General features: G+C 71.5%; 19 protein-coding genes and 1 pseudogene. 5 read left to right on the top strand and 15 right to left on the bottom strand.

The window, feature by feature from the left end; all coding sequences use genetic code 11:
- Window positions 1–279 precede the first annotated feature (279 nt).
- Window positions 280–2,811 carry an ATP-dependent Clp protease ATP-binding subunit gene (locus ACWD26_RS33415; RefSeq protein ID WP_451275698.1) on the bottom strand — a complete coding sequence of 844 codons (2,532 nt, stop codon included), beginning with the start codon at window positions 2,809–2,811 and terminating at the stop codon, window positions 280–282.
- A 430-nt stretch (window positions 2,812–3,241) separates the two neighbouring features.
- Here ACWD26_RS33415 and ACWD26_RS33410 point away from each other — a divergent pair, with 430 nt between their 5' ends.
- Window positions 3,242–3,883 carry an SCO3374 family protein gene (locus ACWD26_RS33410; protein WP_451275697.1) on the top strand — a complete coding sequence of 214 codons (642 nt, stop codon included), beginning with the start codon at window positions 3,242–3,244 and terminating at the stop codon, window positions 3,881–3,883.
- Between the two features lie 35 nt (window positions 3,884–3,918).
- Here ACWD26_RS33410 and ACWD26_RS33405 read toward each other — a convergent pair whose 3' ends face one another.
- The 10 genes from ACWD26_RS33405 to ACWD26_RS33360 all read right to left on the bottom strand — a co-directional run bounded on the left by ACWD26_RS33405 (window position 3,919) and on the right by ACWD26_RS33360 (window position 12,279).
- Window positions 3,919–4,254: a histone-like nucleoid-structuring protein Lsr2 gene (locus tag ACWD26_RS33405; protein WP_451275696.1), complete on the bottom strand. Its 336-nt coding sequence runs from the start codon at window positions 4,252–4,254 to the stop codon at window positions 3,919–3,921.
- A 310-nt stretch (window positions 4,255–4,564) separates the two neighbouring features.
- Window positions 4,565–5,098, bottom strand: a complete 534-nt coding sequence (locus tag ACWD26_RS33400; protein WP_451275695.1) for an amino-acid N-acetyltransferase — start codon at window positions 5,096–5,098, stop codon at window positions 4,565–4,567.
- Window positions 5,099–5,107: 9 nt separating this feature from the next.
- Window positions 5,108–5,569, bottom strand: a complete 462-nt coding sequence (locus tag ACWD26_RS33395) for a BlaI/MecI/CopY family transcriptional regulator (RefSeq protein WP_451275733.1) — start codon at window positions 5,567–5,569, stop codon at window positions 5,108–5,110.
- Between the two features lie 123 nt (window positions 5,570–5,692).
- Window positions 5,693–5,884 carry a hypothetical protein gene (locus tag ACWD26_RS33390; RefSeq protein WP_451275694.1) on the bottom strand — a complete coding sequence of 64 codons (192 nt, stop codon included), beginning with the start codon at window positions 5,882–5,884 and terminating at the stop codon, window positions 5,693–5,695.
- A gap of 19 nt (window positions 5,885–5,903) precedes the next feature.
- Window positions 5,904–6,596, bottom strand: coding sequence for a hypothetical protein (locus ACWD26_RS33385; protein WP_451275732.1), 693 nt, complete (start codon window positions 6,594–6,596; stop codon window positions 5,904–5,906).
- Window positions 6,597–6,817: 221 nt separating this feature from the next.
- Window positions 6,818–7,615, bottom strand: coding sequence for a type III pantothenate kinase (locus ACWD26_RS33380; RefSeq protein WP_045562636.1), 798 nt, complete (start codon window positions 7,613–7,615; stop codon window positions 6,818–6,820).
- A 14-nt stretch (window positions 7,616–7,629) separates the two neighbouring features.
- Window positions 7,630–8,616: a carboxylating nicotinate-nucleotide diphosphorylase gene (gene nadC, locus ACWD26_RS33375; RefSeq protein ID WP_451275693.1), complete on the bottom strand. Its 987-nt coding sequence runs from the start codon at window positions 8,614–8,616 to the stop codon at window positions 7,630–7,632.
- Between the two features lie 5 nt (window positions 8,617–8,621).
- Window positions 8,622–10,337, bottom strand: a complete 1,716-nt coding sequence (locus ACWD26_RS33370) for an L-aspartate oxidase (RefSeq protein ID WP_451275692.1) — start codon at window positions 10,335–10,337, stop codon at window positions 8,622–8,624.
- A complete protein-coding gene (gene panC, locus ACWD26_RS33365) occupies window positions 10,334–11,326 on the bottom strand; it encodes a pantoate--beta-alanine ligase (RefSeq protein WP_451275691.1) in 993 nt (330 codons plus the stop codon). Before panC ends, ACWD26_RS33370 begins: the two co-directional genes overlap by 4 nt.
- A complete protein-coding gene (locus ACWD26_RS33360) occupies window positions 11,323–12,279 on the bottom strand; it encodes a Rossmann-like and DUF2520 domain-containing protein (RefSeq protein WP_451275690.1) in 957 nt (318 codons plus the stop codon). The genes panC and ACWD26_RS33360 overlap by 4 nt, the downstream gene beginning before the upstream one ends.
- 177 nt (window positions 12,280–12,456) lie before the next feature.
- Here ACWD26_RS33360 and ACWD26_RS33355 point away from each other — a divergent pair, with 177 nt between their 5' ends.
- Together ACWD26_RS33355 and ACWD26_RS33350 are read left to right on the top strand one after the other, a co-directional pair.
- Window positions 12,457–13,647, top strand: a complete 1,191-nt coding sequence (locus ACWD26_RS33355; RefSeq protein WP_451275689.1) for a threonine aldolase family protein — start codon at window positions 12,457–12,459, stop codon at window positions 13,645–13,647.
- 99 nt (window positions 13,648–13,746) lie between these two features.
- Window positions 13,747–14,859, top strand: coding sequence for a DUF5937 family protein (locus ACWD26_RS33350; protein ID WP_451275688.1), 1,113 nt, complete (start codon window positions 13,747–13,749; stop codon window positions 14,857–14,859).
- A 35-nt stretch (window positions 14,860–14,894) separates the two neighbouring features.
- Here ACWD26_RS33350 and ACWD26_RS33345 read toward each other — a convergent pair.
- The 3 genes and pseudogenes from ACWD26_RS33345 to ACWD26_RS33335 form a co-directional block, all read right to left on the bottom strand.
- A pseudogene (locus ACWD26_RS33345) lies at window positions 14,895–15,427 on the bottom strand (ATP-binding protein); the annotation flags it as partial.
- A gap of 26 nt (window positions 15,428–15,453) precedes the next feature.
- Window positions 15,454–16,125 (bottom strand): response regulator, encoded by a 672-nt coding sequence (locus ACWD26_RS33340; RefSeq protein WP_451275687.1) that lies wholly within the window; start codon window positions 16,123–16,125, stop codon window positions 15,454–15,456.
- 79 nt (window positions 16,126–16,204) lie between these two features.
- Window positions 16,205–17,407, bottom strand: coding sequence for a sensor histidine kinase (locus tag ACWD26_RS33335; RefSeq protein ID WP_451275686.1), 1,203 nt, complete (start codon window positions 17,405–17,407; stop codon window positions 16,205–16,207).
- A 237-nt stretch (window positions 17,408–17,644) separates the two neighbouring features.
- On the opposite strand from ACWD26_RS33335, the gene ACWD26_RS33330 reads away from it, so the two are divergent.
- The gene (locus ACWD26_RS33330; RefSeq protein ID WP_451275685.1) at window positions 17,645–18,592 is read left to right on the top strand and encodes an SAM-dependent methyltransferase; all 948 of its coding nucleotides are present in this window, start codon (window positions 17,645–17,647) and stop codon (window positions 18,590–18,592) included.
- Window positions 18,593–18,607: 15 nt separating this feature from the next.
- On the opposite strand, the gene ACWD26_RS33325 is transcribed toward ACWD26_RS33330, so the two are convergent.
- Window positions 18,608–19,774, bottom strand: coding sequence for an NADH-quinone oxidoreductase subunit D (locus ACWD26_RS33325; RefSeq protein WP_451275684.1), 1,167 nt, complete (start codon window positions 19,772–19,774; stop codon window positions 18,608–18,610).
- A 25-nt stretch (window positions 19,775–19,799) separates the two neighbouring features.
- Between ACWD26_RS33325 and ACWD26_RS33320 the strand changes: the two genes are divergently transcribed.
- Window positions 19,800–20,306 (top strand): PH domain-containing protein, encoded by a 507-nt coding sequence (locus ACWD26_RS33320; RefSeq protein WP_451275683.1) that lies wholly within the window; start codon window positions 19,800–19,802, stop codon window positions 20,304–20,306.
- Window positions 20,307–20,340 lie beyond the last annotated feature (34 nt).

Raw genomic sequence — 20,340 nt, 5'->3', positions numbered from 1 at the left:
TCGCCTGTGCGGCAAGTCACCGGCCACCGACCCCCGAACCCCCGCGATGTGACGCCGACTACGAGGCCCGCATCACTCCGAATCCGGTGTGATCCCCTCTCAGCTGCGGGAGATCGTGTCGCTCGTCGACGAACTGGTGCGGCAGGCCCTGCGCCCCACCGAGGACGACGGGACCGCCGCATGGCGGTGGCCCACGCCGCCGTTGAAACGCAAAAGGGGCTGCCCCGGGACCGAAGTCCCAGGGCAGCCCCTTTCACTCGCTCAAGCCGAGCGCAGCGGTTACACGTCCTTGCTCAGGTTCGGTCCCGCACCGCCGGCCGCCTGCTCGATCGGCGGAACGTCCGGCAGCGCTGCCTTCTCCTCACCCCGGAAGGTGAAGGTCTTGGTCTCGCCCTCGCCCTCGCCCTCGGTGTCCACGACCACGATGTGGCCGGGGCGCAGCTCGCCGAAGAGGATCTTCTCGGAGAGGGTGTCCTCGATCTCGCGCTGGATGGTCCGGCGCAGCGGCCGGGCGCCCAGCACGGGGTCGTAACCCTTCTTGGACAGCAGCTCCTTGGCGGACTGGGAGAGCTCGATGCCCATGTCCCGGTCCTTCAGGCGCTCGTCGACCTTGCTGATCATCAGGTCGACGATCCGCAGGATGTCCTCCTGCGTGAGCTGCGGGAAGACGACGACGTCGTCGACACGGTTGAGGAACTCGGGCCGGAAGTGCTGCTTGAGCTCGTCCGAGACCTTGTTCTTCATGCGCTCGTAGTTGGTCTTCTTGTCGCCCGAGGCCGCGAAGCCCAGGTTGAAGCCCTTGGAGATGTCCCTGGTGCCGAGGTTGGTCGTCATGATGATGACCGTGTTCTTGAAGTCCACGACCCGGCCCTGGGAGTCGGTCAGGCGACCGTCCTCCAGGATCTGCAGCAGCGAGTTGAAGATGTCCGGGTGGGCCTTCTCGACCTCGTCGAAGAGGACGACGGAGAACGGCTTGCGGCGGACCTTCTCGGTCAGCTGGCCGCCCTCTTCGTAGCCCACGTATCCGGGGGGCGAACCGAAGAGACGCGACACCGTGTGCTTCTCGCTGAACTCCGACATGTCGAGGGAGATCAGCGCGTCCTCGTCACCGAAGAGGAACTCGGCGAGCGCCTTGGACAGCTCGGTCTTACCGACACCGGACGGGCCGGCGAAGATGAACGAACCACCGGGACGCTTCGGGTCCTTGAGGCCCGCGCGCGTACGACGGATCGCCTTCGACAGCGCCTTGACGGCGTCGACCTGGCCGATGACCCGCTTGTGGAGCTCGTCCTCCATGCGCAGCAGACGCGAGGACTCCTCCTCGGTCAGCTTGAAGACCGGGATGCCGGTGGCGGTCGCGAGGACCTCGGCGATCAGCTCGCCGTCGACCTCGGCGACGACGTCCATGTCGCCGGCCTTCCACTCCTTCTCCCGCTTGGCCTTCGCGGCGAGGAGCTGCTTCTCCTTGTCGCGCAGGGAGGCGGCCTTCTCGAAGTCCTGCGAGTCGATCGCGGACTCCTTGTCCCGGCGGACACCGGCGATCTTCTCGTCGAACTCGCGGAGGTCCGGCGGCGCGGTCATCCGGCGGATGCGCATCCGGGAACCGGCCTCGTCGATCAGGTCGATCGCCTTGTCCGGCAGGAAGCGGTCCGAGATGTACCGGTCGGCGAGCGTCGCCGCCTGCACCAGGGCCTCGTCCGTGATCGAGACGCGGTGGTGCGCCTCGTACCGGTCACGCAGACCCTTGAGGATCTCGATGGTGTGCGGGAGCGAGGGCTCGGCGACCTGGATGGGCTGGAAGCGGCGCTCCAGGGCCGCGTCCTTCTCCAGGTGCTTGCGGTACTCGTCCAGCGTGGTGGCGCCGATGGTCTGCAGCTCACCGCGGGCCAGCATCGGCTTCAGGATCGAAGCCGCGTCGATGGCACCCTCGGCGGCACCCGCACCGACCAGCGTGTGGAGCTCGTCGATGAACAGGATGATGTCACCGCGGGTGCGGATCTCCTTGAGCACCTTCTTCAGGCGCTCCTCGAAGTCACCGCGGTAGCGGGAGCCGGCGACCAGCGCGCCGAGGTCGAGGGTGTAGAGGTGCTTGTCCTTGAGGGTCTCGGGCACCTCGCCCTTGACGATGGCCTGGGCGAGGCCCTCGACGACGGCGGTCTTGCCGACGCCGGGCTCACCGATCAGGACCGGGTTGTTCTTGGTACGGCGGGACAGCACCTGCATGACCCGCTCGATCTCCTTCTCGCGCCCGATGACCGGGTCGAGCTTGGACTCACGAGCGGCCTGGGTGAGGTTCCGGCCGAACTGGTCGAGGACCAGGGACGTCGAGGGGGTGCCCTCGGCAGGCCCGCCGGCGGTGGCGGTCTCCTTGCCCTGGTAACCGGAGAGCAGCTGGATCACCTGCTGCCGCACGCGGTTGAGATCTGCGCCCAGCTTGACCAGGACCTGGGCGGCGACGCCCTCGCCCTCACGGATCAGGCCGAGCAGGATGTGCTCCGTGCCGATGTAGTTGTGGCCCAGCTGAAGGGCCTCGCGGAGCGACAGCTCCAGGACCTTCTTGGCACGGGGGGTGAAGGGGATGTGCCCGGACGGGGCCTGCTGCCCCTGCCCGATGATCTCCTCCACCTGCTGGCGGACCGCCTCGAGCGAAATCCCGAGGCTCTCCAGGGCCTTAGCGGCGACACCCTCACCCTCGTGGATCAGGCCCAGGAGGATGTGCTCGGTGCCGATGTAGTTGTGGTTGAGCATCCGGGCTTCTTCCTGAGCCAGGACGACAACCCGCCGCGCGCGGTCGGTGAACCTCTCGAACATCGTTAATCGCTCCTCAGAGCGGTCAGGCAGTAAGGGGACGCTCCCCTCCCTGTCCTTCCGCAGCTTAGTCCCGCAAGCGGGGACCGCTCATTCCAACTGCCGACACCGTCCTTGGCCTCCTGACCCCGAACGCCGACATCTGCTCCAACCCGATGGTGCGAGACGATGTTCCCGCAGGCCAGGCAGTTACCCTCACCATCAGTACGCCGATGGCGAACGCGAGACGGCCTTTCCTGCGTGTCGCCCCCTCCCACTAGGGATGTCTTACCCGTAGGCACTGACACTCCATGCCGGATGCACCGGTTCCCTCCGCTAAGGGCGAACATCCTTGCGTCGCTACCCACCGTGGAACGCCCCCTTTCCCGGCACTCCTCGCATCCGCGTGGATACCCAGCGTAACTCTGGGGTCCTTCTCACGGTTGCTCCTGACATGGCCATCGTCCCCCTTCCCCGCCGACCGCTCGACCCGAGCGACGACCCGGGCGCCGTCGAGCGCGATGTTGCGGGCGATATCACGTGCGACGCGGTGCGGCAGTGGTACGAGAACGATCTCGGCTGGGCGACAGTGCCCGGGGCGCCCGTACATCTCATTACGGGGCTGCGCTTCGATGTGCTCGACGTGCCGGCGGAGGCGGGAATCGCGGCGCTCCGGCATCTGGGCCCGATGCCGGGGCCGGGCTCGCCGGTGATTCTGCACGGCGGGCGGATGCTGCTGCTGGTCGCGGCGGGCAGCGCGGAGGAGTTGCCGGGGCTGCTGGAGTGGCTGGACTGGGGCGGCCTCGACCTGGACCTCACTGCCGTCGGAACGGGCGGTCGCATGGTGGCGCCGGTGCCTCCGGGCGGGGCCGGAAGGCTCGGGGACGTGCTGCGGGCGGCCGGATCACAGGGGGCCGCCGCGTGGTTGCGGCCCCCCGAGCCGGGGCGCGAGGTGGAACCCTCGCTGCCGACCATGTCGGCGTTGGGGGGCGGTGGGGGCGTGCCCGACCTCGTGCGCGTGGTGGATACGGTGGCCACACACTGCCACCGCGTCCGGCTGCGGCGCGCGAGCACCGGGCCGTTGGCCTTCTCGTAGGCCGCTCGGCCACGGGCCGCCCACCCGTCGGATTCTCAGCCGTTGGCCTTCTCGTAGGCCTCGCGGATGGAGGCGGGGACGCGGCCGCGGTCGTTGACCTCGTAGCCGTTCTCCTTCGCCCAGGCGCGGATGGCCGCGGTGTCCTGGCTGCCGCCGGAAGCGGCACGGACCTTGCCGCGCCCGCCCGAAGCACGGCCTCCGGTACGCCGACCACCCTTGACGTAGGGCTCGAGAAGGCCGCGAAGCTTGTCCGCGTTGGCGGTCGTGAGGTCGATCTCGTACGTCTTGCCGTCCAGCGCGAACGTCACGGTCTCGTCCGCCTCGCCGCCGTCGAGGTCGTCGACAAGAAGGACCTGAACCTTCTGTGCCACCGGATTTCCTTTCATCGATAACTTCAGGGCCGAGGCCTGCGGCGTGCACCGCTGTTTCGCGTCCCCTGTTATATGCAGTACTGCAGTACGTCGGAAAGCAAACCGCTTTTCCTGGAAAAACACAAACCCCTGGGAGAGACCGGGGAGAGACTACGGAGAGGGCGAGGAGCCCTGAGAAGACCGGAAACATGCGCGTTTCGGACATAGGGCACCATGGGCAAGGCGCCCCTCACCGGAAGAGCCGGCGAAGAGCGCCGAAGAGAGCCGAAGAGCGCCGGAAGGTCTCGGCGGAATACGTCTCCGCAGACGATCACAGATGCAGAAGCATCCGGCTGTTGCCCAAGGTGTTCGGTTTCACTCGTTCGAGACCGAGGAACTCCGCGACGCCCTCGTCATAGGAACGCAGCAGCTCCGCGTAGACATCGGTGTCGACCGGAGTCTCACCGATCTCCACGAAGCCGTGCTTCGCGAAGAACTCGACTTCGAAGGTCAGACAGAAAACCCGGCGAACACCCAGCCAGCGAGCGGTGTGCAGCAACTTCTGCAGCAACTGGTGACCGACGCCGAGACCCTTGGCGTCCGGGTCCACCGCGAGAGTGCGGACTTCCGCGAGGTCTTCCCACATCACGTGCAGCGCTCCGCAGCCGACGACCTCGGCGCTGTCGTCCCGTTCCGCGACCCAGAACTCCTGGATGTCCTCGTAAAGCGTGACCGTCGCTTTGTCGAGCAGGATGCGGCGCTGGACGTACGAGTCGAGGAGGCGGCGCACGTGCGGGACATCGCTGGTCCGAGCCCGCCTGACGGTGATGGCTTTTGCGGTGACTTCGGGACTCGTTGCTGGCATGAGCGGACGCTATCGTCCGGGGAGATCCGGGGATTCGCCGGGGGTCGCCCGTGTTTCGCCGGACGATTCGACGGATTCGCCGACGGTTTCGACAGGGGTTTCACCGGCCGGGGCGGCGGGCGCGGCCGGTTCGGGTTTGACTGCGTCGGGGCCCTGCACGATGCGTACGGCGTCGGTGAGCGCCTGTCGCTGTTCCTCGCTCATCATCCCGAAGAAGGCGACGAGAGCGGCCGCGGGGTTGTCGCTCTGCGACCAGGCTTCGTTCATCAGTGCGGCCGCGTAGGCGGCGCGAGTGGAGACGGCCTCATATCGATAGGCCCGGCCTTCCGCCTCACGGCGCACCCAGCCCTTCTGATGGAGATTGTCCAGAACGGTCATCACCGTGGTGTAGGCGATGGACCGTTCCCGCTGAAGGTCTTCCAGGACTTCTCGAACGGTCACCGGGCGGTTCCACTTCCACACCCGCGTCATGACCGCGTCTTCGAGTTCTCCCAATGGGCGAGGCACAGTTCCGCACGATATCCGGAGGAGCGGAACAAAAAGGGCGTACGACTCGAAAAACACACGAGTCGTACGCCGATGGGGCGCGTCGCGTCAGACGCCGGTGCCCTTGGGGTCGGTGCCGGCGGCCTGGCGGGCGTTCTCCGCGCGGGCGAGCGCCGCGTCGACGACCGCGTCCTCCTTGGCCTTGTTGGGGCCGCCCTGGGTCTTCACGATCACCCTGATGACGCTGATGAACAACACGGCCATCACGAAGGGGGGCAGCAGCGCGGAGACGTAGTCCATGCGTCCAGGGTAGCCAGGGCTAGACGGCGGCCAGCTGCTGGGGCGGCTTCGCGGGCGGGGCCGCCGGTTTCCGCTTGGGCGGGAACACCTCGCCGGGGGTGGGGATGGGGCGGCGCGACGGGCGCGGGGCGTCGGGACGGGGGACGGGCCCCGGCTTGTCGGCGGGCTCGGCGGGGCGACGGGCCGGACGGACGGGCTTCGGCTCGGCCGGCTCCTCGGCGCCGGCACGCGCGCGTGCGCCCCGCTCCGACAGACCGCCGGGGAGGGCCGTGAGCCGGAGCCGGGAGCGGGTGCCGGAGGCGGAGCGGGAGGCGGGGACGACGACCACCGGTGTGGCCGCGCGCCCCGCGAAGCGGGCGCGCACGTCCTGTTCGGCGAGGGGGCGGCAGCGCTCCAGGAGGCCGGCGGCGGCGGGGTTGCCGCGCAGGGCGCGCAGCGCGGCGAGGTCGTCCGGGCGGGGGCGGTACCCGGCGTCCAGGGCCTGTGCCAGGAGCGCCGCGTAGCCGGTGACCGTGCCGGGGAGCGCGGCGCGGTAGCGGGTGAGGTCGGCCAGCAGGAAGGCCCTCAGACGGGCGTCCTCGCGGGTCGCCTCGTCGACGGACTCGGCGAGCCGGAGGCAGTCCTGCACGTCCTGTGCCGAGGCGGGACTGGGGTTGAGGGCGAGGGCGAGGGCACGACGGAGCACACGCAGCTCGTCAGCGCCGAACGCCATGCCGCCGCGGGTTCCGTGGGGCGTGGGCATGCGGCGACGATACGCGCTAATCAGACAAAAGAGCTGCGCGGAGAGCGCGTGGCGCGACGGGACCACCCGGGTGGGGGTCGCGAGGGGTGCGTTGTCGGGTGCGGGTGGGGGCGGTGGGTGGGGGCTGGTCGCACTTCCCCCCGCCCCCCTGAAAAGCAGGGGCGCGGGGGGGGGGGGGGGGGGAAGTGCGCTCAGAGACGCGACACGTTCCGCTCGTACACCAATCGCAGTCCGATCAGTGTCAGCCACGGCTCGTGCTCGTCGATCACCGAGGACTCGCCCAGCACCATCGGCGCCAGACCACCCGTCGCGATGACCGTCACGTCCTCGGGATCGTCGGCCAGCTCACGGACCATGCGGCTCACCACCCCGTCGACCTGGCCGGCGAAGCCGTACACGATGCCGGACTGCATGGCCTCGACCGTGTTCTTGCCGATGACGCTGCGCGGCCGGGCGACCTCGATCTTGCGGAGCTGGGCGCCCTTGACGCCGAGGGCGTCGACGGAGATCTCGATGCCGGGGGCGATGACCCCGCCCACGTACTCGCCGCGCGCGCTGACCGCGTCGAACGTCGTGGCCGTACCGAAGTCGACGACGACGGCCGGCCCGCCGTACAGCTCGACGGCGGCGACGGCGTTGATGATGCGGTCGGCGCCGACCTCCTTGGGGTTGTCGGTGAGGATCGGGACGCCCGTCTTCACCCCCGGCTCCACGAGGACGGCCGGGACGTCGCCGTAGTAGCGGCGGGTCACCTCGCGCAGCTCGTGCAGGACGGACGGGACGGTCGCGCAGATCGCGATGCCGTCGATACCGTCGCCCAGTTCCTCGCCGAGCAGCGGGTGCATGCCCATGAGGCCCTGGAGGAGCACCGCCAGTTCGTCGGCGGTGCGGCGCGCGTCCGTGGAGATGCGCCAGTGTTCGACGATGTCCTCGCCGTCGAACAGGCCGAGGACGGTGTGGGTGTTGCCCACGTCGATGGTCAGCAGCATGGCCCGTCCCCGCCCTACTCGGCCGCGCGCAGGTCGAGCCCGATGTCCAGGATCGGGGAGGAGTGGGTGAGGGCCCCGACGGCCAGGTAGTCGACGCCCGTGTCCGCGTACGCCTTGGCGTTGGTGAGGGTGAGGCGGCCCGAGGCCTCCAGGACCGCGCGGCCCTCGACGATCCCGACGGCCTCCTCGCACTCGACCGGTGTGAAGTTGTCCAGGAGGATCAGGTCGGCGCCCGCGTCGACGACCTCGCGGAGCTGGTGGAGGGTGTCGACCTCGACCTCGATGGGCACCTCGGGGAACATCTCGCGCACGGCCCGGAAGGCCTGGGCGACACCGCCCGCGGCGACCACGTGGTTGTCCTTGACGAGGGCCGCGTCGGACAACGACATCCGGTGGTTCACCCCGCCGCCGCAGCGGACCGCGAACTTCTCCAGGGACCTGAGGCCCGGCGTCGTCTTCCTGGTGTCGCGGACCTTCGCCTTCGTGCCCTCCAGGGTGTCCGCCCACGCGCGCGTGGCGGTCGCGATGCCGGAGAGGCGGCACAGCAGGTTCAGGGCGCTGCGCTCGGCGGTGAGGAGGTCGCGGGTGGCGCCGGTGACGCTGAGGAGCTTCTGCCCGGCCTCCACGCGGTCGCCGTCGTCGACGTGGCGCTCGACCTCGAACTCGTCCGTGCAGGCCACCGAGAGGACCGCCTCGGCGATTCTCAGGCCCGCCACGACGCCGCCCTCGCGGGCGGTGAAGTCGGCGGTGGCGCGGGCGTCCTCGGGGATGGTGGCGACCGTGGTCACGTCCACACCGTGGTCGAGGTCCTCCTGGATGGCGACGTTGGCGATGTCCTCGACCTCCACGGGGTCGAGTCCGGCGTCGGCCAGGAGCTGGGCGAGCGCGGGATCGAGCCCGCACTCCAGGTACTCCTCATCAGTCAGCCCGTCGTCGGCGCCGCAGGCGCAGCCGTCGCCGCAGCCGCCCGAGGAGGCGAGGGGAAGGTCAGAGGTGCTCACGTCTGTCACTGCTCCTGGTGGTGCGGCCGGGTCGGGGGGAAGTCTGCGGTATCCGTGGTGTGTACGGCGAGCGTCCGGTCCGGATTCAGCCGTACGACGATATGACGGCGCCAGGCGGTGTCGTCGCGCTCGGCGCGGTCCTCGCGCCAGTGGCAGCCGCGGGTCTCCTCGCGCAGCCGGGCGGCCGCGACCAGGACGCGGGCCACGCACAGGAGGTTGGTGGTCTCCCAGGTGTCGACGCCGGCCTCGGCCGTCTTGCCGTTCTCGGCGAGGGCGTCGCGGGCGTCCGCGTGCAGCCGGTCCAGGGCCGCGGCGGCGGTCGCCAGGGAGGCCTCGGAGCGCAGGACGCCGGCGCCCTCGGTCATGGTCCGCTGGATCGCGAACCGGATCTCGGGGGCGAGCAGCGGGTGCGCGGGCTTCTCGGCGTACGGGACGGGCTGGGGCACACGCGTGTGGAGGCCGTTCTCGGCGTGGGCCGCGGCGATGTCGGTGGCGATGCGCTCGGCGTAGACCAGGCCCTCCAGGAGGGAGTTCGAGGCGAGCCGGTTGGCGCCGTGGACGCCGGTGCAGGCGACCTCGCCGCAGGCGTAGAGGCCGGGGACGGTCGTGCGGCCGTGGGAGTCGGTGCGGACGCCGCCGGAGGCGTAGTGGGCGGCCGGGGCGACCGGGATGGGCTCGGTGACCGGGTCGAGGCCGTTGGCGCGGCAGGCGGCGAGGATCGTCGGGAAGCGGTGCTCCCACATGGCGGCGCCGAAGTGCCGGGCGTCCAGGTACATGTGTTCGGTGCCCTGTTCCTGCATACGGCGCATGATGCCCTTGGCGACGATGTCCCGGGGCGCCAGTTCGGCCAGCTCGTGCTGCCCGAGCATGAAGCGGGTGCCTTCGGCGTCGACGAGGTGGGCGCCCTCGCCGCGTACGGCCTCGGAGACGAGGGGCTGCTGGCCCTCCGCGTCCGCGCCCAGGAACAGCACGGTCGGGTGGAACTGGACGAATTCGAGGTCGGAGACCTCCGCGCCCGCGCGCAGGGCGAGGGCCACGCCGTCGCCGGTGGAGACGGACGGGTTGGTGGTGGCGGAGAAGACCTGGCCCATGCCGCCGGTGGCGAGGACGACCGCGGGGGCGTGGACGGCTCCCACGCCGTCGTGCTGGCCTTCGCCCATGACGTGCAGGGTGACACCGGCGGTGCGGCCGTCGGCGTCGGTCAGCAGGTCCAGGACGAGCGCGTTCTCCACCGTGCGCAGCCCACGCGCGCGTACGGCCTCGACGAGGGCCCGGGAGATCTCGGCGCCGGTCGCGTCGCCGCCCGCGTGGGCGATGCGGCGGCGGTGGTGGCCGCCCTCGCGGGTCAGCTCCAGGCCGCCCTCCTCCGACTCGTCGAAGTGGGCGCCGGTCTCGATCAGTCGGCGTACGGCGTCGGGTCCCTCGGTGACGAGGAGTCGTACGGCGTCCTCGTCGCACAGGCCCGCGCCGGCCACCAGGGTGTCGTCCTGGTGCTGTTCGGGGGTGTCGCCCTCGCCGAGGGCCGCGGCGATGCCGCCCTGGGCCCAGCGGGTGGAGCCGTCGTCGAGGCGGGCCTTGGTGACGACGACCGTGCGCAGGCCGGCGGCCTCGCAGCGCAGCGCGGCGGTCAGGCCGGCCACGCCCGAGCCGACGACCACGACGTCGGCGGCGATGGACCATCCCGGGGCGGGCGCGTGCAGTCGTATGCCGGTGCTGGTCACGAGGCGGCTCCGAAGGTCAGGGGGATGTTGTCGATCAGCCGGGTCGTCCCCACCCGGGCCGCGACGGCGAGGACGGCTTCGCCGGTGAAGTCGTCGGGGATGTCGGTGAAGTCGGCCGGGTCGACCAGGGCGACGTAGTCCAGGGTGAGCGGCGGCTTCATGCGCAGGGCCTCGTCGAGGACCAGGCGGGCGGCGGCACGGACGGCGGCCGGGCCGCCGGGCACGGCCTTGGCCATGGCGTGTGCGTCGGCCGCCGCGCGGGACTCGCCGAGCGCGCTCAGGGCCTCGGCACGCGCGCGTGTGGCGGGCACCTCGCGGGCACGCGCGCGCAGCGCCTCCTGCGCGGCGTGCCGGTCGCGGCCCGCGAACAGCGCCTGGGAGAGCGCCAGGGCCGTACGGCGCTCGGCGGTGGACAGGTACCGGTTGCGGCTGGACAGGGCCAGGCCGTCGGCCTCGCGGACGGTCGGCACGCCCACGATCTCCACGCCGAAGTTCAGGTCGCGGACCATGCGGCGGATGAGGGCGAGCTGCTGGGCGTCCTTCTGGCCGTAGAGCGCCACGTCGGGGCGGGTGAGGTGGAGCAGCTTGGCGACGACGGTGAGCATGCCGTCGAAGTGGCCGGGCCGGGAGGCGCCCTCCAGGCGCTCGCCCATGGGCCCCGCCGTGATGCGGACCTGGGGTTCGCCGCCGGGGTAGACCTCGTCCGTCGAGGGGGCGAACACGACGTCGGCGCCGGACTGTTCGGCGAGCTTGACGTCGGCGTCCAGGGTGCGCGGATAGCGGTCGAGGTCCTCCCCCGCGCCGAACTGCAGGGGGTTCACGAAGACGGTGACGACGACCTCGCCCGTGCCGCCGGCGATCTCGCGCGCGGCACGGATCAGCGTGGCGTGGCCCTCGTGCAGGGCGCCCATGGTCATCACGACCGCCCGGCGTCCCGCACGCGCGCGTGCGTGCAGTTCGTCGGCGGTGTGCAGCACGGTGATGGTCATCGGCCGTTCCCTTCGGTCCCGTCGGTCCCGTCCGCGCCGGTCGTTCCGGCCGTCCCGCCCGCGAGTACCCCGAGAAGGTCCTCGGCGAGCTCCGGCTTCAGCAGACCGTGGGCGAGGGCCCGGTCGGCGGTCGCGCGGGCCATCGCCAGATATCCGGCGACGGCGGCCGGGGCGTGCGTCCGCAGCTCGGCGACATGCGCGGCAACCGTGCCCGCGTCCCCGCGTGCGACGGGGCCGGTGAGGGCCGCGTCCCCGGAGCGCAGGGCGTTGTCCAGGGCGGCGCCCAGGAGCGGGCCGAGCATACGGTCGGGGGCCTCGACGCCGGCCGTGCGCAACAGCTCCATGGACTGGGCGACCAGGGTGACCAGGTGGTTGGCGCCCAGCGCGAGGGCCGCGTGGTAGAGCGGGCGGTTCGCCTCGGCGATCCACTCCGGCTCGCCGCCCATCTCGATCACCAGCGCCTCGGCGGCCAGCCGCAGCTCGTCGGGCGCCGTGACCCCGAAGGAGCACCCGGCGAGCCGCTGGACGTCCACCGGGGTCCCCGTGAACGTCATCGCGGGGTGCAGCGCCAGCGGCAGGGCCCCGGCCCGCAGCGCGGGATCCAGCACCTTCGCGCCGTACCGGCCCGAGGTGTGCACGAGCAGCTGCCCCGGCCGTACGGAACCGGTCTCGGCGAGCCCCTCGACGAGACCCGGCAGGGCGTCGTCCGGGACGGTCAGCAGGACCAGCTCCGCGCGCCGCAGCACGTCGGCCGGGGACATCAGCGGCACGTCGGGCAGCAGCGCGGCGGCGCGGCGCCTGGAGGCGTCGGAGACGCCGGACACGGCCACCGGGCGGTGCCCCGCCAGCTGAAGCGACGCCGCCAGCGCGGGACCGACCCGGCCGGCGCCGACGACGCCGACGGTGAGCCGCGCGGGGCGGTCCTTCGGCTCTGGTTGCTGGAATGTACTCACTCGCTGGTGGCCTTCCCGTTCCAGTCCGCTCCGGGTACCGGACGATTTCTCGTCATGTTAACGCGATTGGTCCGAGGGTCGTTCGGTTGTCCACAGGCTTTCGGTTGTCCACAGGCTGTGGGCCGCCGACGCGAAAACGGGGTGCCGGACTCGACGGGGCCGGAGGATGATCCGGGGATGAGCGATACGGCGGGGACGGCAGGGGAAGACGAAGCGACCGAGGAGTCCCCCGCGATGGTGCGGTACCAACGGCGGCGGGCCGCTCACCGGGCGGCCGGGCGGGTGCTGTCACGGACGAGTGCGCTGGCCACGGTCCGGGAGCGACTGGCGCTGCTGGACGCGGCAGGGGACGTGTACGACCTGGACGAGCCGGCGGACATCTACGGCAACGGGGTCGTCGACACCCTGGAGGAACGCACCGCCGCGCTGCTCGGCATGGAGGCCGCCGCGTTCTTCCCGACCGGCACGATGGCCCAACAGGTGGCCCTGCGCTGCTGGGCGGCCCGCACCGGGAACCCGGCCGTCGCCCTGCACGCGCTCGCCCACCCCGAGATGCACGAACGGCATGCGTTCAGCCAGGTCAGCGGCCTGCGTCCGGTCCGGCTGACGAGCGAGCCGCGGCTGCCGACCGCCGACGAGGTACGCGGCCTCGACGAGCCCTTCGGGACGCTGATGCTCGAACTGCCCCTCCGGGAGGCCGGTTTCGTGCTCCCGTCCTGGGAGGAGCTGACGGAGGTCACCGAGGCGGCACGCGAGCGGGACGCGGTGGTCCACTTCGACGGGGCCCGCCTCTGGGAGTCGTCGACCCACTTCGGCCGCCCCGTCGACGAGATCGCGGCCCTCGCCGACAGCGTCTACGTGTCGTACTACAAGTCCCTCGACGCCTACGGTGGTGCCGCGATCGCCGGCCCCAGGACCCTCGTCGACGAGGCGAAGGCCTGGCGGCACCGGTACGGCGGTCAGGTGTTCCAGCAGTTCCCGACCGCCCTGTCGGCCCTCGTCGGCCTGGAGCGCGAACTGCCGCGGCTGCCGGAGTACGTGCGCCACGCGCGCGTGGTCGCCGCCGCGCTGCGGGAGGGGTTCGCGGCGGCGGGGGTGCCGTGGTCGCGGGTGCACCCCGAGGTGCCGCACACCCACGAGTTCCAGGTCTGGCTGCCGTACGAGGCCGACGTCGTCGCGGAGGCCTCGGTCCGGCAGGGCGAGCGGACCGACGCGCTGCTCTTCGCGCGTCCTTGGGACCGGGGCGGGCCGGGGCTGGCCGTCACGGAGGTCGAGGTGCGGGCCTCGGCGCTGGAGTGGACGGCTCAGGACGTCCGGCGGGCGGTCGGGGACTTCGTGGCGCTGGTGGAGAAGGTCGCGGGTGAATAGCCGCCGGGGACGTGCCCGGGGCGGGCGGCTCGGCCGCGCTTCCGGCGACCGGTCCGTGCTCGGCGCCGTGTTGTCAGTGGGCGGGTGCACCATGTGGTCATGAGTGTGCGCATCGACATCACCGGACTGCGGCCGGAGAGGGTGGCCGTCGTGCCCTCGCCACTGGCCGAGCTCGGCATGGCGCTGCACGTGCTGGCCGAGCCCGGACACCATCCGGGGCGGCAGGGCTGGGTGACCGGGGTGACCGCCCGGCTCGACGCGCATCTCGCCGACCGGATGTCCGAGGCGGACTTCCTGTGGCGTTCGACGTTCTCGGACCTGTTCATGCCGTTCGCCGGCATCCCGGGTCGGGACACGTTGCCGGGCGCGACGCTCGCCGACGACCTGGATCTGCTGGACAAGCTGACGGACGACCAGTTCGTGGACGCCGGACTGGAGATCGTCTGCTCCCCCGCGTACGCGTACGACTCCCAGCGTCCCGGCCCCCTGTCCGACGCGGAGATGGGGCGGCGCGCCCTGGACCGGGCCACCGCGCGCGGACCGAGGCAACTGCGGTTCGCCGCACGGCTGCTGGCGGACCCGCCCGGTGTGCGGGCCTGGCTGCGGCAGTTCCTGGAGGACTGCGACGAGGCCTTCTTCGCCGAGACCTGGTCCCGGCTGGCCCACCCGCTCGCCGCGGACGCCCGCCACAAGACCGAGTTGCTGCGCCACAGGGGCATGGCCGAGGCGCTGGCCGCCGCGTCCCCCTCGATGACCTTCGACGAGGGCGCGGCCCAAATCACCGTGGACAAGCTGATCGAGAGCCGTACGAACACCGGCGACGGCGGGCTGCTGCTCGTGCCGACCAGCCTCGGCCGGCCCCATCTCACCGTCCTGCACCGGTTCGGCTGGCAGCCCGTCATCCAGTACCCGGTGAGCGCCACGGAGCCCTCCGCCCCGCCCTCCGTCGAGCAGATCACCCGGCGCATGACCGCCCTGTCCCACCCGGTCCGCATGCGCATGTGCCGCAGCCTCGCGCGCAGCGCGTACACCACGGGCGAGCTGGCCCAGATGCTCGGTATGACACCACCGGAGATATCCCGGCACCTGGCCGTCCTGAAGAAGGCGGACCTTCTGACGACGCGCCGCCGGGGTCGGTACGTGCTGCACGAGCTGGACGCGGCGGTGGTGGCGCGGCTGGGGAGCGACTTCCTGGAAGGGGTGCTCAGATAGGTCAGACAGGGCTGACGGACGCGATCGCGGCGCCCTCAGTCGAACCGGATGTGCCGTGCGCCCACCATCGCCTGCCGCAGCCGTGTCCGCAGCGCGCCCTCGCCGTTCGGCGCGAGCCGGAGGCCGGCCAGGGCGGCGACACGGTCGGCGGTCTCCGGGACGGTCGTGCGGTCGGTCCACAGGTGCTCGGCGAACTCCGGTTCCCGTAGCCGTGCCAGGCAGTGGTCGAGCTGGGAGAGGGCCCAGCTCTCCCGGCGGAGCGGGGCGTTCTTCCCGGCGACGTACTGCAGGAGGTGCCCGAGGCCCCGTGCGCGCAGCCGCCTCACTACGGTCCCCCGCTCGGCGAGGAGCGTGAAGTGCCGTACGTCGTGGCCGAGTTCACGCAGACGGCCGACGGTGTCCGCAAGTGGCCGGGATCGGTGGCCGTCATGGGGGCGATCACCACGCCCTCCCGTTCGCTCAGCGCGAGGTCCAGGACGTCGACGACCCCCTGCCGCCAGGCGGCCAGGTCCCGGAAGTCGCCCCGCAGTTCGGGCGGGAGCATGCGGTGCAGACCGAATCCGGGGTGCTAGCCCCCGCCTCCCCGTTCCGGCCTCACCCCTGTCCTCCCGCCCGTACCAGCCCCGTCTCGTACGCCAGGACGACCACCTGGACGCGGTCGCGCAGGCCCAGCTTGGTGAGGATGCGGCCGACGTGGGTCTTGACCGTGGCTTCGGAGAGGACGAGGCGGGCGGCGATCTCGCCGTTGGAGAGGCCCTGGGCGACGAGGATCATGACCTCGCGTTCGCGCTCGGTGAGCCGTTCCAGCTCCTTGTGCTTGGGTTCCGCGCCGGTGCTCGGGAGCATCGGGGCGAACCGGTCGAGCAGACGCCGGGTCGTGGAGGGCGCGACGACGGCGTCGCCGCTGTGCACGGAACGGATCGCTGCCAGCAGTTCGCCCGGCGGCACGTCCTTGAGCATGAAGCCGGAGGCTCCCGCCTTCAGCCCGGAGAAGGCGTACTCGTCGAGGTCGAAGGTGGTCAGGATGAGCACCTTGGGCGGGTCGGCCTCCGCGCAGATGCGGCGGGTTGCCTCGACGCCGTCCAGCTTCGGCATCCGGACGTCCATGAGGACCACGTCCACCTCGGTCGACCGCACCACCTGCAGGGCCTCGACGCCGTCGCCCGCCTCCGCCACGACCTCCATGTCCGGCTGGGCCGCCAGCACCATCCGGAACCCGGTGCGCAGCAGCACCTGGTCGTCGACGAGCATTACGCGGATCGCCATCGGGGTCCTCTTCCGTGTCCGTGTCGGTGGCCGTGACCAGTGTCAGCGCGCGGCATGACCCTGTCGCGTCATGACCGTGTCAGTGTGCGGGCTTCAGGGGCAACAGGGCACTGATCCGGAAACCGCCGCCGGGACGGGGGCCCGCGTCCAGCGTTCCGCCGACCATACCGACGCGCTCCCGCATGCCGATGAGGCCGTGTCCCTGACCGTCCACGCCGCCCTCCTCGTACAGCTCGTGGGGCGCGCCCTTGCCGTCGTCCTCGACGAGCAGACCGAGGCCGTCGTCGAAGTAGACCAGCCGGACGCTCGCACCGGCGTTCGGGCCGCCGTGCTTGCGGGTGTTGGTGAGGGCCTCCTGGACGATGCGGTACGCCGTCAGCTCCACGCCGCTGGGCAGCGGGCGCGGGGTGCCCTCGATCTTGAAGTCGACGGGGAGACCGGCCACCCGGCACTGCTCGACGAGGTCGTCGATCTGTTCGACGTCGGGCTGCGGGACGTACTCGCCGACCTCCTGGTGCTCACCGGTGCGCAGCACACCGAGCAGCCGGCGCATCTCGGCGAGGGCCTGGCGGCCGGTGGAGGAGATCGTCTCCAGGGCCTTCTTCGCCTGGTCGGGGGCGGCGTCGAGGACGTACGCGGCGCCGTCGGCCTGGACGACCATCACGGAGACGTTGTGCGCGACGACGTCGTGCAGCTCGCGGGCGATCCTGGCGCGCTCGGCGGCGACGGCGACCTTGGCCTGCGCCTCGCGCTCCTTCTCCAGCCGGGCGGCGCGCTCCTCCAGCTGCGCGAAGTACGCGCGGCGGGTGCGCAGGGAGTCGCCGAGCACCCAGGCCAGCGCGAACGGCACGGTCAGGACGATCGCGAGCACCGCGTTGCCCAGCGTGCTCGTCTGTTCCTCGGTCCAGCGCAGCTGTCCCAGCGACGCCGCGCAGAGGCCGCCGCCCAGGGCGAACCAGGACGCCCAGCGGGCGCCGTTCGCCGCGACCGTGTAGATGACCACGAGCATCGCGAAGTCGGCGGGAATTCTCGGCACGTTGACGATCAGCTGGGCGATGCCCGCCGCGGCGGCCAGCATCAGCATCTTCTCGGGCATGCGGCGCCGCAGGGCGATCGACAGACAGAGCGCGAGCGAGATCACCACGAACGCGGTCTCGTTCATGTCCTTCGCGTAGTCCGTGTCGATCGCTCCGCCGACCACGGTCATCCCGAGCAGGACGACGGCCCAGAAGCTGTCGACCCATGTCGGGTGCCGGCGGAGGAAGTCATAGAGGCGTTGCACGTAACCCAGCGTAGGGAAGCCGGGGGTGTGCCGGGGTCAACCGGAGGGTCGATCCGTGACCGGGGCACGTACTCCCCAAGGTGGAGGTCGGGTTACCCGTTCCGCTTAGCGTTGGGGCAGGCGGACAGGACACGCCTACGAACTCGGGAGGGTGTGTTGGCTTGCGAGTGCGGGTCGTGTGGGGCTTCTCGCGCAGTTCCCCGCGCCCCCGAGGGGGCGCGGCCTTGGCGGGCGGCGGTGGAGGAGGCGCTGTACGGGCCTGAGGGGTTCTACCGGCGGCTGGAAGGGCCCGCGGGGCACTTCCGGACCTCCGTGCACGCCTCCCCGCTCTTCGCCGGGGCCGTGGCCAGGTTGTTGTGCCGGGTGGACGAGGCACTGGGGCGGCCCGGCGAGCTGGTGTTCGTGGACATGGGGGCCGGGCGGGGGGAACTGGTGAGCGGGGTGTTGGCCGCGCTCCCCTCCGGTGTGGCGGAGCGCACGCGCGCGTACGCGGTCGAGGTCGCCGAGCGGCCCGGCGGCCTCGATCACCGCATCGAGTGGCTCGCCGAGTCGCCGGAGGGGATCACCGGGCTGCTGTTCGCCAACGAGTGGCTGGACAACGTCCCCGTGGAGGTCGTCGAGGTGGACGCCGCGGGCGTGCCCCGGCTGGTGCTCGTACGGGAGGACGGCAGCGAGCTGCTCGGGGAGCCCGTCGGCGGTGAGGAGGCGGAGTGGCTGGACCGGTGGTGGCCCCTGGCCCCGGAGGAGGGGCTGCGGGCCGAGATCGGGCTGCCCCGGGACCGGGCGTGGGCCGCCGCCGTGGCGTGCGTCGAGCGGGGGCTCGCCGTCGCCGTCGACTACGCGCACCTCGCCGGCGCCCGGCCGCCCTTCGGGACGCTCACGGGGTTCCGGCAGGGGCGGGAGACCGCGCCCGTCCCGGACGGGTCCTGCGACATCACCGCGCATGTGGCGCTGGACGCGTGCGCGCCGCCGGGGTCCCGGCTGCTCACCCAGCGAGAGGCCCTGCGCGCCCTGGGAGTCACCGGCGGCCGCCCGCCGCTGTCCCTGGCGACCACCGATCCGGCTGCGTACGTACGGGCCCTCGCGGGCGCGGGCGAGGCCGCCGAGCTGACCGCGCCCGGCGGACTGGGCGACTTCGGCTGGCTGCTGCGGCCGGTCGGAATTCCGGACCCGCTGGGCGGCTGACCCCGCCGGGTGGTCCTACTTGTCGATGTCCCCCACCACGAAGAACAGCGACCCCAGGATCGCCACCATGTCGGCCACCAGGGTCCCCGGCAGCAGTTCGGTGAGGGCCTGGATGTTGTTGTACGAGGCGGAGCGGAGCTTGAGGCGGTACGGGGTCTTCTCGCCCTTGCTGACGAGGTAGTAGCCGTTGATGCCGAGCGGGTTCTCGGTCCAGGCGTAGGTGTGGCCCTCGGGGGCCTTGAGGACCTTGGGGAGCCGCTGGTTGACCGGGCCGGGCGGGAGGTCGGCGAGACGGTCGAGGCAGGCGTCGGCGAGGGCGAGGGAGTTGTGGGTCTGCTCCAGGAGGCACTCGAAGCGGGCGAGGCAGTCGCCCTCCTCGCGCGTGACGACCTCGAGGACGTCCTGGAGTTCCCCGTACGCCAGGTACGGCTCGTCGCGCCGCAGGTCGAAGTCGACGCCGGAGGCGCGGGCGATCGGACCGCTGACCCCGTACGCGTGCACGGTCTCCGGGGAGAGGACGCCCACGTCGCGCGTACGGCCACGGAAGATCTCGTTGCCGAGGACGAGGTCGTCGAAGACGTCCATGCGGGAGCGGACGTCCGCGACGGCGGCACGCGCGCGTGCGGTCCAGCCGGCCGGAAGGTCCTCCTTCAGCCCCCCGACCCGGTTGAACATGTAGTGCATGCGCCCGCCGGAGATCTCCTCCATGACGTTCTGGAGCTCCTCGCGCTCCCGGAAGGCGTAGAAGACCGGGGTGATCCCGCCGAGTTCCAGGGGGTAGGAACCGAGGAACATCAGGTGGTTCAGGACCCGGTTCAGCTCGGCGAGGAGCGTGCGCATCCAGACCGCGCGTTCGGGGACCTCCATGCCGAGCATGCGTTCGACACCGAGGACGACGCCGAGTTCGTTGGAGAAGGCGGAGAGCCAGTCGTGGCGGTTGGCGAGCATGATGATCTGGCGGTAGTCGCGCGCCTCGAAGAGCTTCTCCGCGCCCCGGTGCATATAGCCGATGACCGGTTCGGCGTGCCTGATGCGCTCGCCGTCGAGGACGAGCCGCAGCCGCAGCACACCATGCGTGGACGGATGCTGCGGGCCGATGTTGAGCACCATGTCCGTGCTCTCGGCGGCACCGCCGATACCGACCGTCGTCTCTCGGGTCTCCGTCGGGGGAGTCATGAACACAGTCTGTCCTACGTACGCTGGCGGAATGGAGACGGGGACCTTGGAAGACGGCGCTGAACGCGCGGAGGGCGAGCCGGTCTGGACGGGACTGCCGCCCGGGCTGTTGCGGATGAGGCGGCTGTTGCTGGTGGTGTGGCTGGGGCCGATAGCCATCGGTACGGCGGTCCTGCTCGGCTGGCTGGCGGGTCCGCCCTGGGCGGCCTTCGCGCTGCTGCCGCTGGGCCTGCTGCTGTGGGGCTGGCCGATGCTGGGCCGCAACTGGCGGTCGTGGCGGTACGCCGAGCGGGCGGACGACCTGCTGATCAGCCGGGGTGTGCTGTGGCGGGAGGAGACCGTCGTGCCGTACGGGCGGATGCAGCTGGTCGAGGTGACGTCCGGGCCCGTCGAGCGCCACTTCGGCCTGGCGAGCGTGCAGCTGCACACGGCCGCTGCCGCCACCGACGCGTGCATCCCGGGCCTCGATCCCGCCGAGGCCGAACGCCTCCGCGACCGCCTGACCCAGCTGGGCGAGGCCCGATCGGCAGGGCTGTGACCGTGCCGACCCAGGACGCGGACGACGCGGTACG

The sequence above is a fragment of the Streptomyces sp. NPDC002787 genome (assembly GCF_053592095.1).
Note: the sequence above shows the minus strand (reverse complement) of the source record. Positions and strands in the feature narration are given on the sequence as shown.